General features: G+C 67.1%; 14 protein-coding genes. 11 read left to right on the top strand and 3 right to left on the bottom strand.

The window, feature by feature from the left end:
- Positions 1-14: 14 nt before the first annotated feature.
- The 11 genes from QN157_12875 to QN157_12825 all read left to right on the top strand — a co-directional run bounded on the left by QN157_12875 (position 15) and on the right by QN157_12825 (position 13965).
- Positions 15-1208, top strand: a complete 1194-nt coding sequence (locus tag QN157_12875; protein ID MDR7556485.1) for a type IV pilus twitching motility protein PilT — start codon at positions 15-17, stop codon at positions 1206-1208.
- Positions 1209-1212: 4 nt separating this feature from the next.
- Entirely contained in the window at positions 1213-2436 is a 1224-nt protein-coding gene (locus tag QN157_12870; GenBank protein ID MDR7556484.1) for a type II secretion system F family protein, read from the top strand.
- 170 nt (positions 2437-2606) lie between these two features.
- Positions 2607-3017, top strand: a complete 411-nt coding sequence (locus tag QN157_12865) for a type II secretion system protein (protein ID MDR7556483.1) — start codon at positions 2607-2609, stop codon at positions 3015-3017.
- Positions 3018-3237: 220 nt separating this feature from the next.
- On the top strand, positions 3238-4737 hold the full coding sequence (locus QN157_12860) for a glycosyltransferase family 39 protein (protein ID MDR7556482.1): 1500 nt from the start codon (positions 3238-3240) through the stop codon (positions 4735-4737).
- Between the two features lie 493 nt (positions 4738-5230).
- Complete coding sequence (locus tag QN157_12855; protein ID MDR7556481.1) at positions 5231-6979, top strand: hypothetical protein; 1749 nt, start codon at positions 5231-5233, stop codon at positions 6977-6979.
- A 157-nt stretch (positions 6980-7136) separates the two neighbouring features.
- Positions 7137-7691, top strand: coding sequence for a Uma2 family endonuclease (locus QN157_12850; protein ID MDR7556480.1), 555 nt, complete (start codon positions 7137-7139; stop codon positions 7689-7691).
- Positions 7692-8279: 588 nt separating this feature from the next.
- The gene (locus QN157_12845; protein MDR7556479.1) at positions 8280-9521 is read left to right on the top strand and encodes a lipopolysaccharide biosynthesis protein; all 1242 of its coding nucleotides are present in this window, start codon (positions 8280-8282) and stop codon (positions 9519-9521) included.
- Complete coding sequence (locus QN157_12840; GenBank protein ID MDR7556478.1) at positions 9521-10711, top strand: glycosyltransferase family 1 protein; 1191 nt, start codon at positions 9521-9523, stop codon at positions 10709-10711. Before QN157_12845 ends, QN157_12840 begins: the two co-directional genes overlap by 1 nt.
- A gap of 249 nt (positions 10712-10960) precedes the next feature.
- Positions 10961-11662, top strand: a complete 702-nt coding sequence (locus QN157_12835) for an FkbM family methyltransferase (GenBank protein MDR7556477.1) — start codon at positions 10961-10963, stop codon at positions 11660-11662.
- Between the two features lie 36 nt (positions 11663-11698).
- A complete protein-coding gene (locus QN157_12830) occupies positions 11699-12508 on the top strand; it encodes a WecB/TagA/CpsF family glycosyltransferase (protein MDR7556476.1) in 810 nt (269 codons plus the stop codon).
- 50 nt (positions 12509-12558) lie between these two features.
- The gene (locus QN157_12825; protein ID MDR7556475.1) at positions 12559-13965 is read left to right on the top strand and encodes an exopolysaccharide biosynthesis polyprenyl glycosylphosphotransferase; all 1407 of its coding nucleotides are present in this window, start codon (positions 12559-12561) and stop codon (positions 13963-13965) included.
- A 19-nt stretch (positions 13966-13984) separates the two neighbouring features.
- Here QN157_12825 and QN157_12820 read toward each other — a convergent pair whose 3' ends face one another.
- The 3 genes from QN157_12820 to QN157_12810 all read right to left on the bottom strand — a co-directional run bounded on the left by QN157_12820 (position 13985) and on the right by QN157_12810 (position 17251).
- Positions 13985-14860, bottom strand: a complete 876-nt coding sequence (locus QN157_12820; GenBank protein MDR7556474.1) for a hypothetical protein — start codon at positions 14858-14860, stop codon at positions 13985-13987.
- 214 nt (positions 14861-15074) lie between these two features.
- Positions 15075-16169, bottom strand: coding sequence for a PilT/PilU family type 4a pilus ATPase (locus tag QN157_12815; protein ID MDR7556473.1), 1095 nt, complete (start codon positions 16167-16169; stop codon positions 15075-15077).
- 5 nt (positions 16170-16174) lie between these two features.
- Positions 16175-17251, bottom strand: a complete 1077-nt coding sequence (locus QN157_12810) for a type IV pilus twitching motility protein PilT (GenBank protein MDR7556472.1) — start codon at positions 17249-17251, stop codon at positions 16175-16177.
- Positions 17252-17548 lie beyond the last annotated feature (297 nt).

The raw sequence follows: 17548 nt of genomic DNA, 5'->3' as shown, positions 1-17548 counted from the left end.
CGAGGGAGGCGAGTATGCACATCGACGATCTGCTGCGCGAGGTCGTGGCGGCCCAGGCCTCCGACCTGCACCTCACCTCGGGCATCAAGCCCACGATGCGGGTCTGGGGGCGCCTGGTGCCCATGGAGCAGTACGAGGTCCTCACGCCCGAGGACACGTTCCAGCTCGGCTACAGCATGCTCAACACCTTCCAGAAGCAGAAGTTCGAGAAGTTCTGGGAGCTGGACCTGTCCTACGGCGTGCCGGGACTGGGCCGGTTCCGCGTGAACATCTACCGGCAGCGGGGAGCCGTGGGCATCGCCATCCGGGTCATCCCCATGGTCATCCCCACCATCGAGGCCCTGAACCTGCCGCCGATCCTCAAGGAGCTGTGCCGCAAGCCCCGCGGGCTCGTGCTGGTGACCGGGCCCACTGGGCACGGGAAGTCCACGACCCTGGCCTCCATGATCAACTTCATCAACAACGAGCGCTCGGCGCACATCGTCACCGTCGAGGACCCCATCGAGTACCTCCACCAGCACAAGAAGAGCATCGTCAACCAGCGCGAGCTGGGCTTCGACACCCAGTCGTTCCCCAATGCCCTGCGGGCGGTCCTGCGGGAAGACCCCAACGTGGTGTTGATCGGCGAGATGCGCGACCTGGAGACCATCAGCGCCGCCCTCACCATCGCCGAGACCGGGCACCTGGTGTTCGCCACCCTGCACACCGCCAACGCGGCGCAGTCCATCGACCGCATCATCGACGTCTTCCCGCCCTACCAGCAGCAGCAGATCCGCATCCAGCTCTCGATGGTCCTCGAGGCCGTCATCAGCCAGCAGCTGCTGCCCAACCTGCGCTACCGTGGCCGCGCCGACGGCGACGGCGAGGGGCGGCCGACGCTGCGCTCCCGACTGGGCAGCGCCGTCGCCCAGACCTGGCCCAGCCTCGAGGAGATCGGGCGCGTGCCCGCCGTCGAGGTCATGATCGCCACGCCGGCGATCCGCAACCTCATCCGGGAGGCCAAGACCCACCAGATCGAGACGGCGATCCAGACCGGCTCGCAGTACGGCATGCAGACCATGGACCAGTCGCTGCGCGACCTGTACCTGAACAAGATGATCTCGCTCGAGGACGCGCTGGCCCGGGCGATCCACCCCGAGGAGCTGCGCAAGATGATTCGCGAGGCCGGCGGCGAGGTCGAGCCCATCGCCCGGCCCACGCGGAGGTAGGGGCATGGCGGTCTTCCGCTACAGCGCCAAGGACAGTACCGGGCGCCTGATCACCGGGGTCATCGAGGCCGACAACGACGCGGTGGTCATCGACCGCCTGCGCGACATGGGCTTCTTCATCACGAGCCTCGAGCGCACCGTCGAGCGGCGCGACCTGCTGGAGTCGCTGCAGAGCCTGTTCGGCATCGGGCTCAAGGATCTGGCCGTCTTCTCGCGTCAGTTCGCCACCATGGTGAACGCGGGCCTCTCGCTGGTCCGCACCCTGTCCATCCTCGAGCAGCAGACTTCCAACAAACGCCTGCGGCAGATCATCACCCAGGTGCGCCAGGACGTGGAGGCCGGGCGCCCGCTGTCGGACGCCCTGGGCCGCCACCCCCAGGCGTTCAGCTCGCTCTACGTCAACATGGTGAAGGCCGGGGAGACCGGCGGCGTGCTCGACGAGGTCCTCGAACGCTTGGCCGCCTACCTCGAGAAGGAGCAGGCCCTGCGCAGCAAGATCCGCTCGGCCATGGTCTACCCCGCGTTGCTGACCGTGGCCGCCCTGGGCGGCCTCTTCTTCATGACCATTGTGATCCTCCCCCAGTTCGAGACGCTCTTCCGCGAGCTGGGCGGCTCGGGCGACCTGCCCCTGCCCACCCAGATCGCCATGGGCGTCAGCTACGTGCTCCGGCGGTTCTGGTACGTGTTCCTCGGCGGGCTGGGGGCGGTCGTCTGGGTGCTGCGCCGCTACCTGAAGACCCCCGCGGGCCGCGCCCGCTACGACCGCCTGAAGCTGCGGGCCCCGGTGCTGGGCGAGCTGAACCGCAAGATCGTCATCGCCCGGTTCACCCGCACCCTGGGTACGCTCATCGCCAGCGGCGTGCCCATCATGCAGTCGCTGGAGGTCGTGGCCAAGGCCATCGACAACGTGGTGATCGGCGAGGCCGTCGACGCCGTGCGGTCCAGCATCCGGGAGGGCCAGTCCATCGCCATCCCCCTGCAGTTCTCGGGGATCTTCCCGCCCATGGTCGTGCAGATGACCCGGGTGGGCGAGGAGACCGGCGCCCTGGAGCAGATGCTGCAGAAAGTGGCCGACTTCTACGACGTCGAGGTCGAGGCCACCGTCCAGAGCCTGACCTCGCTGCTGGAGCCCATCTTGATCATCTTCATGGGCGTGGTGGTCGGGGCGATGGTGATCTCGCTGTACCTACCGATCTTCAACCTGGCGACGGGCGGAGGGGTCCGGTAGGGTCGGGACCTGGCGCGCCGGCCTCGGGCGTCAGGTCTAGGGCGTGCGGCAGTTGGGCAGTGAACCGGGTGGTGCGATTCGCGGGCGCAGGGAGGTGATGAGGCCGGGACGGTACGCAGGCACGTGTGACTGCTGGAGTCGTAATTATCGTACGAAGGAGGTTGGGTATCTTGTATAACTTCTTCCTGAAGCGCAAGCGGCGCGCCGGCCAGGGAGGGTTCACCCTTATCGAGCTGGTCGTCGTGCTGGCCATTCTGGGGATTCTGCTGGCGCTGGCGGTGCCCCGGTACCTGGGCGCCCGGAAGCGGGCGTACAAGGCGGAGGCGCAGAACCTGCTGCAGGAGCTGAAGACGCTGTCGTGGGCGTACTATCAGGAGTACGATCGTTTCAACACGTCCCTGACGTCGCTCGGCTTCGTCATGCCGTCGGGGGCCAGTTGGAATACGCCGACGGGGGCCGGTGACGGTACTCAGACGGTTACGTGGACTCTTACTGGATCCACCGGCACGCCTGTCGAGAATAATACTTGCTCCCTCATCTTGTTCGGGAACGGAGATTCCCAGCAAGGCTGCAACTTCTAGGCGGAGGGCATCTGCTGGCTCGAGGGTACAGGGGGAGCGGCCCTGCGGGGCCGCTCCCCAGCTCTTTCAGCGATCTCACCGGGCCCCGCGGCCCGCGCAGCGCGCTGCGCAACGCTGGACGCCGTGGTGGATACGGTCTACCTGACTGCGAGTGTTGGGTGGGATGAGACTTCCTTGGTCTGAGTCGCCGTCCAGCGGTGCCACGCAAGAGCGCCGGGTGGTGTCTGGCCGGCTCGCGGTCTCGCTGGTGCTGCTGGGGGCGGTAGCCTTGCGCGTGTGGGACCTCTGGCGCACCAGCATTTGGTTCGACGAAGCGTACAGTCTCTTTCTGGCCCAGCAGCACTTGCCCGAACTACTGCGCCGCCTGCGCACGGAGGACATGCATCCCCCGCTCTACTACGCCGTGCTGGGACTGTGGATCAAGCTCTTCGGCACGTCGGAACTGGCCCTTCGCCTGCCCTCAGCGCTCATGGGGGTGGTGCTCGTCGGACTCACGTATCTGCTCGCGCGTCGCCTCGTCGACGAACGGTGCGCGCTCACCGCCGCCGCGCTGGTGGCCATCTCGCCCTTCCAGCTGATGGCCTCGCGCGACGCCCGGATGTATCCGTTCCTGGCGGTCTTCGCCCTGGGCGCCACGTACGCGTTGTGGCTGGCGCTGGATAGCGGCCAGCGCAGATACTGGGTCGGCTACGCTGGCGCGGTCGCCGCGGCCGTCTACACCCACCATTTCGCGTTCCTCGTGCTGCTGGCCCATGCAGTGTACGTGGCAGCCTACGCTCGACATGCCCTGCGGCCGTGGCTAGCGGCTGGAGCGGCCGTCGCCGTCGCCTACCTGCCCTTCGTACCCGTGCTCTGGGTGCAGCTGCACCACCAGCGCGCCTGGCCGATCGTCAGGCCGCCGTTTGGCCTCTCCGCACTCGCCGACCTCGTGGGGCTGCTGTCTTTTGGGGGCGAGTTGTTGGGGATGGGCAGCTATCACCAGCGGAGCCTCCTGCCCCTCCTGGGGAAACTCGCCGTCGTGCTGCCTTTCCTGCTGCTGCTGGTGCTGGGGATCTTCAGCGTTCCGCCGCGGGCCAGGGCGTTCCTCGTCTCCTACCTGGCGCTGCCGGTGGCCGTTGCAGGGCTCGTCTCGATCAAGATGAACGTCTTCTACGATCGGTATTTCTCCTTTGTGATCCCACCGTACGCGATCTTGCTCGCCGGCGGAATATGGGGCATTGGCCGCGGTGCGCCCGAGCTGCGGCGGACCGCGTTGGCCGCAGGTGCGGGACTCGTGGTCGTCGTCTACAGCCTGCCTGCCCTCGGTACCATCTACTACGGGCCGTCGCCCTACGACTGGCGCGGGGCGGCCGCATACGTGGCGGAACGCGCTCGGCCAGACGACCTCATCATGTACATTCCGGCATTTGCCTATCTACCGTTCGATTACTACTTTTCCGGTCCGCAGGTCAGAGCGCAGTTGAACCCCCGGGAGTTGCTGCCCAAAGGCACGACGCCTCGCGCGGAGTGGCTCGCCAAACAGCAGGAACTGCACGCGTTGGCAGCGCAACACCCGCGCATGTGGATCGTGGCGACGATTCCGTTGGGCGTGGAGGCACGGCTGCGATTCCAGGAACTCGTCCGCCCGTACTTCGTCGAACGCGAGGGCAGGGATTTCCGGTGGGTGTACGTGTTCCTGTGGGAGTCGAAGGTCTATCGGCCCAGGGCCGGACGGCCGTGAGCGACTTGAGCGACTACGGAGCGCCGCTTGCCCGACTGTGCACCAAAGCGGCCCTTGGAGACACAGCGCACAGCGATGTGGCGCGAAGCACTGTCCGGGTTGCGCACGCCCTCCGCCGTGTGATCGCGGGGGCCGCGGTCGTGTTCGCGTGCCTGGCACTCGTGTTCCACCAGACGACCGGCTGGTGGTCTGACGATTCTGTGATGCGGTTCGTGCAACTCCAGAACCTGCTCCGACAAGGATTTCAAACTGCCAGCGTGTTGTACCCTGCGAGGGACATCGACCCGGAAGGACGGTTCTTCCCTGCCGGCCCCTGGTTCCACGTTCGCCGGGTCCACGTCCTGCACGCGGGCCGACGATTTGATGCCGCAGTGGTGGAGCGCTGGACAGCGACGCACCCGTGGCGGTTTCGCGTGGCCCATGACGGCACGGTCGACATTGCACGTACGATTGTGTACGTCGGATATCCTGCAGGGCCCCAGGACCGTTCGCCGTGACGCGAGGCGCGTGGCATCCCAAGAAGCCCACACGCCATGGCTACCCGACAGGGCGCGCTGTCGCCGTGTGCGCCATCGCGTGCATCGCGACGGCGGTTGTGTTGCTGCGCCATCGGGAGTTCTGGTCACCCGATGCGGCGGTGCGCTTTGTGCAAGCGGAGGCCATGCGGCGCGCGGCGTTCAACGACGTGGCGGTGCCCTATCCGGCCGCCGCCTTCGATCCCGAGGGGCGGTTCTTCCCCGCAGGCCCGTGGTTTCACTTCATGCGGGCCGGACAGCACTACCTGTCGTACTCTCCGTACTTCCCCGCGCTTGCGGGTGTGCTCTACAACGTAGGAGGCTATGCCGGGTTGCTGGTGGTTCCGGTGGCGGCGGGCATCGCAGCTCTGCTGGTCACAGCACGGTTCCTCGACCGTGTGGCGCCCGCGCTGAGCGCCCCCGGCGTGGTCGCAGTCGGCCTGGGCACGCCGCTGTTCATCTACAGTGTGGTCTTCTGGGACCACAGCCTCGTCGCGGCGCTGGCCACGGGCGCGCTGGCGCTGACGGCGACGGTGCTCTGGCGGCCCTCCGCGCGCGCCCCCGCGCGCCTGGGTCTGGCGGGAGTTCTCCTTGGCATCGGGCTGTGGTTTCGCAACGAGATGTACCTGCTGGTGGCTGCGCTGCTCGCGGCCTGGCTCGCCTGGGGCGGCAAGGAGAGAATTGGGGGAGCGGCCGCGCTGGGCGCAGGAGTGATGGTCGGCGCCCTCCCGGCCGCCGTGGTGAACACACGGCTGTTTGGCAGCCCGCTTGGCTGGAAAGGGCAGGACCTCGTAACCGGACGCCTGCAGGGCTTTGCCGAGGCCGCCGGCGGAGGGCAAGCCGCCGGCTGGCTGGCCAACAAGCTGGGCAACGCGTACTACCAGCTGATCTCGCCCGACTTCTATGCGTTCAACCCGCGGGCCGTCGCGGTGGGGCTGGGGATCGCCGCGGTGCTGCTGGTCGGGACGGTACTCCTGGTCCTGGGCGTGCGTCAGCGGGTGCACCTGCCGGTGCTTGTCGGCGGGGCGGTCGTGGCCATCACGGCGATCCTCGTGGCCTCGGGCCGCACCGCGCTCTCGGGCCTGCTGGTTACCGCGCCCGTGGTGGTGCTCGGGCTGGTGGGTGGCCGGAGGCAGACGTGGGAATGGTATCTATGGACGGTGGTCGTGCTGTTCACCGGTGCCGTGATCGTCACCGGGACCCACGGGGGGTTGCAGTGGGGGCCGCGCTACCTGTTGCCGGTGGTACCCGCCCTGGTCTGGCTGGCTGTGGCGGCGGTGGACCGCGCGCGGCAGGCTGCGCCGGCCCTCTGGCCGTCCCTGCGCCTGGCAGCCGGGCTGGTGCTCGGGGCCAGCGTGCTGGTGCAGGCGGCCGGGGTCGAGCACGTCGACGCCTCGCTGGCGCGCAACGCCCGCGTCAACGAGGCCCTGCGGACCGCGCCAGCGGAGGTGGTGGTGACTGGACTCGAGTGGCTGGTGCTGGGGGCGGGGCCGGTGTACTTCGAGAAGCAGCTGATGCTGGTGCGCAATGCCGAGGACCTGCGGGTCCTGGCGACGCGGTTGAGCGAGCGGCAGGTGGAGCGGTGGACCTACGTCCCCTGGTCGGGGAGTGCCTATGATGCCGAGCAAGTCGCGAGGTGGACTGCCGGGGCGTCGTGGCGGTTCCACGTGGCGGACGACCGGCTGGTGCATGGGATTCGGTTGGTGACATACGAGGGGCGGCCGTGAGGCGGGTTGCCCGGAATTGGGAGCCTGCCCCTCGCCGGGTCGTGGGCCGACCACGCGGGCCGGGGCCGGCCACCCGGGATTGGGGGGCGGAAACTGGCGACCCTGAACCTTGTGGGTTGCCATTGCAGGTGATAGCCTGGCGACGCGGAGCAGGGAGATGAGCATCAAGCCCCGGAGCACGGCCGAAGACCTGTGGCGACGCGGTGAGACCGATGGTCGCCTGGAACTCGTTGACGGTGAGGTGGTCGAAATGCCTCCGGTCGGCGGGGTGCACGGCAAGGTCGTCGGCCGCCTGCATCGCCGCCTCGCGGAGTACATGGAGGAGCGCGGCAGCGGCGAGGTCGTTGTCGGCGAGGTGGGCTTCATCCTCGCCTTGCCCTATGATCCCGAACGGGTCCGCGCTCCGGACATCGCCTTCATTGCCGCCGAGAGGTTGCCTGACGGACGGCTACCAGCCGGCTTCGTGCAGGGTGCGCCGGACCTCGCCGTCGAGGTGCTCTCCCCCTCCGACAGCCCCATCGATGTGCAGCAGCGAGTGCGCGACTGGCTAGAGGGCGGTGCCCGCCTGGTGTGGGTGGTCACCCCGCAGGCTGCTACTGCAACAGTCTATCGCGCGGACGGGTCCGCCCGGTTGCTGCGGGAAGGCGACACGCTGGAAGGGGAAGACGTGCTTCCCGGACTGCGGATTCCGTTGGGTTGGGTTTTCGGGTGAGATTCCGGGTGCCTGCGCCAGCCCGCTGCAGCGAGCGGGACATTCTTCTGGTCAGGGAATGCCTACGATGCCCAGCGAGTCGCGAGGTGGACTGCCGGGGCTCGTGGCGGTTCCGCGTGGCGGACGACAGGCTGGTGTGTGGGATGCGGTCGGTGACTTAGGAGCGGTTGGTGACTTAGGAGAGTGAGCCCTGAGTGGGGCACCCGGGATTGTCCCCAAGCGCGTCGTGCTAGGTCCCACGTTCGTTGCGACCGACCGGTTGCGTGACGGACGGCTAGCGTCCCGCTTGCTGTGGGGTGCGCCGGACCTGGCCGCGGAGGTGCTCTTCCCCTCCGACAACCTCGTCGGGGTTCAGCGGCGAATTCATTACCATGTAGAAGGTCGCGATCGCCTGGCGTGGATGGGTACCCAGCAGGCAGTCCCACAAGGCTATCGACTCTGCAGACTGTGGCCTTCGGGGCCGCGGGCTTGCGAGAACTAGGCCGTCACGTGATGGGTTATCATCCATGGGATAGAATTAGGCTCCTCGTCCCTCTGCAGAAGTATGGTGCTCAGGTGGCAAGTTATTCTTTGGCCTCAGCGGCGCCGATGGCCATCTCACTGATAGCCGTCGCGGTCTTCACGAGGCTTGTAGGCGTTGACGATTACGGCCGGTTTGTGTTTGTGACCGCCGTTATCGGAACGATTATCACCGCGTTGGCCGGCTGGGGCGAATACGCGGTGTTGCGCGTGGTGCCTGAAATCGAACGTCCCACCGATTTCCTCGTTGCTGTGTCAACCCTTCGGCGGTTGGTGATGCGGAGCAGCGCGTTTGCCGCCGCGATTCTCGTCATTACTGGCTTTCTCGTCGTGCGTGTCGGATGGTTACCGTCCGCATTCATGCCGTACCTGTTGCCTGCCGCATGCGTGGTGCTGGTTCGCCCCACTTACCAAACGCTGAGAACGATGTACCAGGCAAGAGGTGAAGCGGGTCGGTATGCAGTGTACGAGCTCGTTCAAGCCGCGTTGGGGATGGTGCTGAGTGTCTTCATGGTATGGTTGTTGCGATTTGGGATGTTTGGCCGACTGTGGGCGGAAACTACGGTACTCGCTGCTCTCATCTGGGTGGCAAACAGATCCCTGCTAGGACCCGAACACGTCGTCATGACGGCGGGTAAGCCAACAGATCCTGCGACGGCGCGCCGGGCAGTCAGGGTTGGACTGCCGCTCGCGGGGTGGTTTACGGGACTGGGTCTCATGGGAGCGATTGAGCGAGGCATTCTGCGACTGCTCGCGGGGGACGACGCGGTTGGTTCGTACGGGGCGATTTTCGCGCTGATCGAGAGGACAAGCACGCTTGCCTTCGGTCCTTTTCTGATGTTGTCCTTCCCGTACCTGGTGCGCATTTTCGCAACTTGCGGCAGGACTGAAGCGGGAGTCGCGCTTGGCCGCATCATGACAGTCTTTGGCGCGTGGGCTGCAGCATACTTGATTTTGGGATTGGGGTTTGCCGAGAAAATCATTCGTGCGGTTATTCCCCACGATTACCTGACCGGCCTGAGCGTCGTCCCGTGGCTTTTGGTGGCCTTCGTGCTGTGGCACTTTGCGATGTACGCCCACAAGGGCTTGGAACTCGGAGAGAAGATTGGAAACATGCTGTGGGCTATGGGCGCGGCTCTATCCGCAATTGCACTCGGCTGCATCGTTTTCGTACCGCGGTTTGGGATTGCGGGGGCGGGTGTGGCCAGGGTACTTGCGGCGCTAGCGTACTTGGCAGTTGTTTGGAAACCCTCGCAGGCGGTAGTGCCCTGGGTCTTCAAGTCAGTGTGGTCCAGCGGCCGGGTGCAGTGATGCGCGTCGGGTTGGATCTCTGGCACGCGACGTTGGCCAGTGGCGGCATCGGGCGATACGCCGTCGAGTTGACAAAGTCGCTCGTTGCCCTCAACAGCGAGCAGCCGGGAGTCAGGTACGTTCTGTTTCCCGGCAGGGGGCCGGCAGAGTGGATCACGCGAATGCTGGCAGAACACTCGCCGGTCGTTAGCCTGGGAACCGCCTACTGGAAACTCCCGAGGGCGGGCATCCCAGCGCGAGTTGTGCGATCGACCCTGTGTGTGGCGCGGAGATCTAGGGGATTGGAGCTCAACGTGTTGCATTGCATGGACTTTCTCGACGTGCCCTTGGCTCCGCTCGGCAAGGTTCGGATAGTCGCAACCGTCCACGATATCTCACCCATTCTCTACCCGGACACATTTACTAGACGGCATGCGATCTTTTTTCGGGCTTTGGCGCGTCCGTTGCTGCACAAAGCGGAGCGCCTTGTCACGGTTTCCAGGTCGGCGGCGAGCGAAATCGCCGAGTGGGACAAAACCCTTCGAGAGAAACTCAGTGTGGTGTATCCTGGCGTGGGGACAGAGTTTCGTCCGGCCGAGCCCGGCATCGTGGACGAGCTGCGCAAGCAGTACCGTCTGCCGCGCGATTACGTGCTGTGTCTGGCAACTGTGCAGCCGCGGAAGAACCTCAGTCGGTTGCTCGATGCCTACGCGATGCTGGCGAGACGTGATCCCTCGTTCCCCCTTTTGGCGGTTGCTGGGCGCTTGGGTTGGTTGTACCGGTCGTTCGTGCAGGCGATACGCGATAACCGGCTGGAGAACCGAATTCGGTATCTGGGCTTTGTTCCCGACGAGCACCTTCCGGCTCTGCTTACAGGCGCTAAGGCCTTGGTGTTTCCCTCGCTGCACGAGGGGTTCGGTCTGCCTGTTCTTGAAGCGATGGCGTGCGGAACGCCGGTGGTCACTAGTAACCGGTCCTCCCTGCCCGAGGTTGCCGGGGACGCCGCGTTACTTGTCGACCCTCTGGATGTCGAGTCTATTGCATGGGGCATTGAGCGCATTGTAGCGAATTCCAAGCTGGCGGCAGAGCTCGTGCAACGTGGATTTCAACGTGCTACGAGGTTTAGCTGGGAGACGGCCGCCCGGGAGGTCCTTGACGTGTACCGTTCCTGCGTATCCGAGTTCTTTACGACCCGGGTGGTGGCCGGATGAAATTCTGGATCATCAGACACGGGCCAAGCAACCTTCGACAACGCGTCGGCTCGTGGGCACGAGCCGTGAGCAGGCGCATGATGTTTTCGAGCGCATACTTGGGCGAAGGGGCGGTACTCACCAGATTGGCGTTCGGGGGAGTTGATGCTCCTTGACGGTCGCGACCGGGCGACTGCGCCGGTGCTTGTAGCCGACGGGCTGTGGGAGCCCGACGTTACGAAGGTTGTGCTGCGATGCGTTCGCCGTGGAATGCGAGTCGTCGACATTGGAGCGAACTTCGGGTACTTCACACTGCTGTTGTGTCGCCTGGTCGGCGCAGAAGGAAAGGTGTATGCTTTCGAACCACAGACGCACCTACACTCGTTTCTTGAATACAACATTCAGTGCAATGGCTATGGTGGCATCGCGCGAGCGTACCGCGTGGCGCTTGGTGCGGATAGTGGTATGAGGCAGTTAGCTCGCGTCGAGAGCGGCTTGGGGACTTACGGAGGCAGCGGTTCCCTCGACGAGATGACGGCAGGCGAGCTGGTTCCGAGCGCGGGCGAGGCCGTGCTTGTACAAGAAACCGTGAGGGTGGCGCGTTTGGATGACCTCAGTCTTGGCCGGATCGACTTTGCGAAGATCGATGCGGAAGGAAGCGAGCACGATATCTGGAGAGGGGGCCGCGCTACTCTGTCTCAAGCCCAATGTCTGGTCATGGAGGATGTGCCGCGGTGGCTTGCTGGTGGCACCGTGCTTCTAGAAGACCTTGTTGCTTCGGGATTTCGGCTTTCGACCATAGAGGTTGGCGGATGGCTTGCCGCGGGGCCGCCGCGGGAGATTCACGCCGTAGCGGAGGCAAGAGGCTTCACATACGTGTTTGCAGCGAAACCTGCCTTCATGAAACGACTGGCGCTTCGCTTTGGAAGCCGGACCGGCCGACATGCCATGGGACAGGAAAACCACCGGTAGCTTTGCTGCTGCGGTCACCGATCGGCTTGTGGTTCAATGTGTATCAGAGCTTCAATGAAAGGGCGCTGTGTGGTGACGTCTAGCCGCGTCCGCCTTGCGGAGGTTCCTTTCGACCGGCTTACTATGTCAGCCGCCGTGGCTGTCGTTGCCACCGCCCTGCAACATGGCAGTCGCGGGTATGTTGTAACGCCGAACATCGATCACGTGGTTCGGGCGCGGCGGACGTCCCACCTCCGGGCCGTTTATGAGAGCGCGTTGCTGAGTCTCGCTGACGGGATGCCTCTCGTTTGGGCCTCTCGACTGATGGGACGTTCGCTGCCGGAACGCCTCGCCGGCTCTGATCTGCTACCCGCGCTGTGTGCTCTGGCTGCTGAGCGAGGGCATTCAGTCTTCCTGCTCGGCGGCGGTAGGCATACAGTAGAACGTGCAGCGGTCAATCTTGGAATCCGATTTCCGGGCTTGCGTATTGTCGGTACGCATAGCCCGCCACCGGAGTTTACACCCGAAGGCGACGCGGCGGAGACGGCTGTCGCAGCGGTGGCGCAGGCCAGACCAGACGTGTTGTTCGTCGGCCTCGGTTCCCCCAAGCAAGAACTCTGGGTCTACCGCCACTGGGACCGCCTGGCCTGTACCGTCGCCGTCTGCTGCGGGGCGGCCATCGACTACGCCGCCGGGGTCAAACCCCGCGCCCCGGTCTGGATGCAGCGCGCGGGCCTGGAGTGGTTCTGGCGTCTGATTCACGAGCCCCGGCGCCTGTGGCGGCGCTACCTGGTCGACGACGTGGCCTTCCTGGGCATAGTTCTTAGAGAATGGTGGCGCCTGCGCGTGCGGACGTCGAAGGGGTAGGGCAGCACCGGCTGCCGGCTGACGCGGTGCGCCCTCTGCCAGCGGGCGCGGTGCCCCGTCTGCCGACGGTGACCGCGGGCGTGCTGGCGCGGGCGGCGCTCGTCGCGGGCGACCTGCTGACCCTGGTGGCCGCGCTGGCGGTGGCGGTCGGGGTGCGCGGAGCCGTCCTGCCGTGGCTGTCGCCGGCGTTCGCCCGTCCGACCTACCCGCTGGCGCACTACCTGAGCCTGTGGTGGCTGCCAGCCGTCTACCTGGGCGCGCTGTGGTACGCCGGACTGTACACGCGCCGCGACCCGTTCTGGGAAGAGGCGCGCCGCTGCGTCTCCGGGGTCACGGTGGCGGCGGTGGCGACCTTCGCCCTGCTGGCGCTGGCGAAGGTGGGCGACGACGTCTCGCGGCCGGTGGTGGTGATGGCCTGGGCGGTGCTGCTGGTGGCGCTGCCGGCCGCGCGGCGGGTCGTCAAGGCCGCGCTGGTGCGCCTGGGTCCCTGGCGGCAGCGGGTGCTGGTGGTCGGCGACGGCCCGCAGGCCGCGCGGCTGGCCGAGGCGCTGGCACGGGCACCGACGCTGGGCTACGACGTGGCAGGCGTGGTCGACGACCCGGCCCTGGCGCCCGAGCGGGCGCGGGCGCTGGGTGCCCGCGACGTGATCGTCGGTGCCGCCCACCTGGGCCGCGCGGAGTTCCTGGCCCTCGTGGAGCGGTTGCGCCCAGTGGCCGAGAACGTGCTGGTGGCCCCCGATGTGAGCGAGATGCCGGTGCTGGGCGTGGAGGTCGTGGGCCTGTTCGAGGACCGCGCCCTCTTGCTGCGCGTGCCCAACAACCTGCTGCGGCCGTGGAACGTGGTCACCAAGCGCGCCTTCGACCTACTGGCGGGTGCGGCGCTGGCGGCCGTGGCGCTCCCGGTGCTCGCGGCGGCAGCCGTCGCGGTGCGGCTGACCTCGCCGGGGCCGGCCTTCCACGTGGAGCCGCGGGTCGGCCGGGGACGGCGCCTGTTCCCCTGCTACAAGCTGCGGACGATGTACGTCGACGCCGACGCGCGCCTGGCCGCCTTCCTGCGCGACAATCCAGGGGCGGCCGAGGAGTGGGAGCGCTACTGGAAGCTGCGCGGGCACGACCCGCGCGTGACGCCGGTGGGCCGGTGGCTGCGCCGCTGGGGACTGGACGAGCTGCCCCAGGTGCTCAACGTGCTGCGCGGCGAGATGAGCCTGGTGGGCCCGCGTCCCTACCTGCCGCGGGAACTCCCGCTGCTGCCCGGCGACGGCATGCTCGACGTGCCCCCGGGGCTGACGGGCCTGTGGCAGGTGAGCGGCAAGAACGCGCTGGACTACCGGCAGCGCGTGCACCTCGACCGGTGGTACGTGAACAACTGGTCGCTGTGGTTGGACGTGATCATCCTGGCGAAGACGGTGCCGGCGGTGCTACGGGGCGAGGCGCAGGTCGCGGCCAGGGCAGGGTAGCGACCCCCGCGTGAGTTAGCTACGCGGGCGGCGACTCTGGCGGCGTCGCGCGGCCGTCAAGGACCTGCCAGACGCGTAGCGCCCTGGCGGCCTCCTCGGCGCTCGCGGTGATAGTCTCCCCGGCAACGGCCGCCAGCGTGGGGGTGTTGGTCGCACGGGCCAGCAGCCCCGCGCGGTCCACCGCCCGGCGGACGTCCTCGGAGTCGATGACCGCAGAGACCTCGGCGACGAGGTAGGCGGCACTGTCGTCGTCCCACCGGCGTCCGCGCGCCACCAGGTCGGCGTCGAGCAGGTAGCGGCGCTGGTCGCGGCTGATGAGGCCACGGGTCTGCGCCTCGTCCAGCAGGGCGGCCAGCTCCTCCCAGGTGAGGGTGTGGAGGCCGCGGAGCAGGTCGTCGAAGTACGCGGGTGCCCGCTCGCGGTAGCGGCGTTCGAGGCTCTCGCCGCGCAGGGTGCCGACGACGACGGTGAGGCGGCGCACCTGCTCGGTCAGCTGGTCGACCCGGGCGGTGAGTTGATCGACGCGGGCGGTGAGTTCGTCGAAGCGAACGGCGAGCTGGTCGACGCGGGCGATCAGTTGGTCGAGGCGGGCGGTGAGGTGCTGGACCTGCTCGGCGAGCTGGTCGACCCTTGCGGCCAGCTGGTCGATCCCCGCGGTGAGCTGGTGGAGCCTGGCGGTCAGGTGCTGAACTTGCTCCGCAAGCTGGTCGACCCTTGCGGCCAGCTGGTCGGCGTGGAACGCAAGGCGGTTTACCCGCTCGGTGAGGGCGGTGAGGTGCTCTTCGGTCCGCCGCTGGGCGCTGGCCAGCGCGCGCAACTCCTCCTGGGTCTGCGCCTGGGCCGCGGCCAACAGCCGCAACGCTTCTTCCAGCCTGTCCACACGCGCGTCGGACACCTGGTCGCCTCCGCGGACACCGCCTGATTCTACCACAGCCGGCGCCGCGTTGGCGCTCGGTGAGCCTGTGGGGGCATGCCACGCGGGCGCCAGGCAACTGCTGGCCTCTGGGGGTATATCAGCCGGGCGCCGGGCATCTGCCGGCTGGGAGGCTGGCCCGGTGAACCTCAGCGTGCGGCCGCTGGCAGTGGAGCCGTTCTCCGCCGCCCCCTGGTCAGGCCAGCCCCTTGATCTTCAACTTGAGGTCGTTGGGCGAGTCCGCCGCCCGCAGGGCGTCCTCGTAGCTGATCAGCCCGTCTTTGTGCAGGCGGTAGAGGGCCTGGTCGAAGGTCTGCATGCCCTCCTGGGTGCCCATCTGGATGGCCTGCTTGATCGAGCCGATCTCGCCCTTCTTGACGAGGTCGCGGATCCGGGGTGTGGCCAGCATGACCTCGATGGCCACGACCCGCCCGCGGCCGTCGGCCCGCGGGACCAGGCGCTGGGAGATGATGGCCTCGAGGGTGAGCGAGAGGCGGTGCAGCACTTCCTGGCTGTGGTCGGTCGGGAAGAACGCCAGCATGCGCTCGATGGCCTGCGGGGCGTTCACCGAGTGCAGGGTGCTGAGCACGAGGTGGCCGGTCTCAGCGAAGTACAGAGCCGCCTCGGCCGACTCCTGGTCGCGCATCTCCCCGATCAGCAAGACGTCGGGGGTCTGCCGCAGCGCCGCGCGCAGGGCCTGGGGGAAGCTGGGGGTGTCGGTGCCGACCTCGCGCTGGCTGACGATGCTCTTCTTGTCGGGGTGGAGGAACTCGATGGGATCCTCGACGGTGACGATGTGCCCGTCCTTGTGGGCGTTCCGGTAGTCGACCATCGCGGCCAGCGTGGTCGACTTGCCGGTGCCGGCGTGTCCGGTCACCAGCACGAGGCCGCGGGTGCGCAAGCTGAGGTCCTTCAGGACATCGGGCAGCCGGAGCTCCTCGAACGACGGAATCGTGAGGCGCACGCGGCGCGCCACGAACGCGACCGAGCCGCGCTGTCGGTAGACGTTCACCCGAAACCGGCCGACGCCCGGCAGGCTGTAGGCCAGGTCGACGGCGTTCTCGGCGCGGAACTGGGCCTGCTGCGTCGCATCGAGCATCTCGAGGGCGAGGCGCTCGGTGTCGTCGCGGCTCAGGACCGGCAGGCCGTTGGACGTGACCCGGCCGTCGATGCGGTACATGGGCGGCGTTCCGGCCTTCACGTACAGGTCGGTGGCGTCCAGAGCCTCCATGGGCTGCAGCAGGTCGACGATCCGCATGGCAGCGGTCCGCTCGTCGGTCACCGGACTCATGGTGATCACAGCCTCCCTGCTCCAGCGGCGGCCAGGCCCTCGGCGAACGCGGACTTGTCCACGGCCCAGCGTTGGGCCACGTCGAGCGTGATCTTGCGGGCCTTGAGGAGGTTCCGCAGGGACTGGTCGAGGCTCTGCATGCCGTCCTTGCTCCCGGTCTGAATGGCCGAGGGGATCTGGTGCACCTTGTTCTCGCGGATCATGTTGCGCACGGCGGGCGTGGCGACGAGCACCTCGACGGCCGCCACGCGGCCCTTGCCGTCGGCGGTGGGCAACAGGGTCTGGGCCACGACGGCCAGCAGGCTTTCTGCGAGCTGCACGCGGATCTGCTCCTGCTGTGTGCTCGGGAAGACATCGATCACGCGGTTGATGGTCTTGCTGGCGCTGGAGGTGTGCAGCGTGGCCATGACCAGGTGGCCGGTCTCCGCAGCGGTGAGCGCCATGGAGATCGTCTCGAGGTCGCGCAGCTCGCCCACCAGGATCACGTCAGGGTCTTCACGCAACGCGGCGCGCAGCGCCTGGGCGAAGGACTTGGCGTTCATGCCCACCTCACGCTGGTTCACGATGCTCTTGCGGTGCTGGTGGACGAACTCGATGGGATCTTCGATGGTGATGACGTGGCACGTGCGCCGGTCGTTGATGAGGTCCACCATCGACGCCAGCGTGGTGGACTTCCCCGAGCCCGTAGGCCCGGTGACCAGGATCAGGCCACGGTCCTGCAGAGCGAGCTCACCCAGGATGGGAGGCAGCCCGAGCTCGTCGAGCGACTTGATCTTGGAGGGGATAACCCGGAAGACGATCCCCTCGCCCAGCCGGTGCCGGAAGGCGTTGACCCGGAACCGACCGAGGTTCTGCAGTTCGACCGAGAAGTCGAGGTCCCAGTGCTCCTCCAGGCGGCTCTTCTGACTGTCGGTGAGCACCTCGTAGACCATCTCGTGGAGGTCCTCCTTGGTCAGCACCGGTGCGTCCGGCACCGTCACCAGCTCGCCGTTGAGCCGCATCTTGGGTGGGATGCCCACCGTCAGGTGGAGGTCGGAGGCCCCGGCCTGCTTGGTGAGGATCAACAGATCGGTGATGTCCATGCGCTGCCCTCCACGCGCGTCGGTGTTCAGGTTGCGAGCCCGGGTAGCCGCGGTACGCGGCCCATGCGCCCTGTGGTTGTCTGGGGGACCCCGGGTCGACGAGCATTGCCCGCACGGGTTATGCCCAACTCGACGTGGTTGTCAGTCCTGGGGGCCCGCGACCAAGGGGCCCCTCGTGCAGCCGACCGGAGAGGGTGCGTAGCGCGTGGGCAGCGGGGCGCCGCGTCGGGAGGTGGGCAGCGCGGAGGTGAGGCTGGCATGGTGCCCGCCGGGTGTTGCCTGCGCCCTGGTGGGCCC

The sequence above is a fragment of the Armatimonadota bacterium genome (genome assembly GCA_031459855.1).
GTDB classification, from domain to species: domain Bacteria; phylum Sysuimicrobiota; class Sysuimicrobiia; order Sysuimicrobiales; family Humicultoraceae; genus Fervidifonticultor; species Fervidifonticultor primus.
This window is presented reverse-complemented; position numbering and strand designations above follow the sequence as displayed.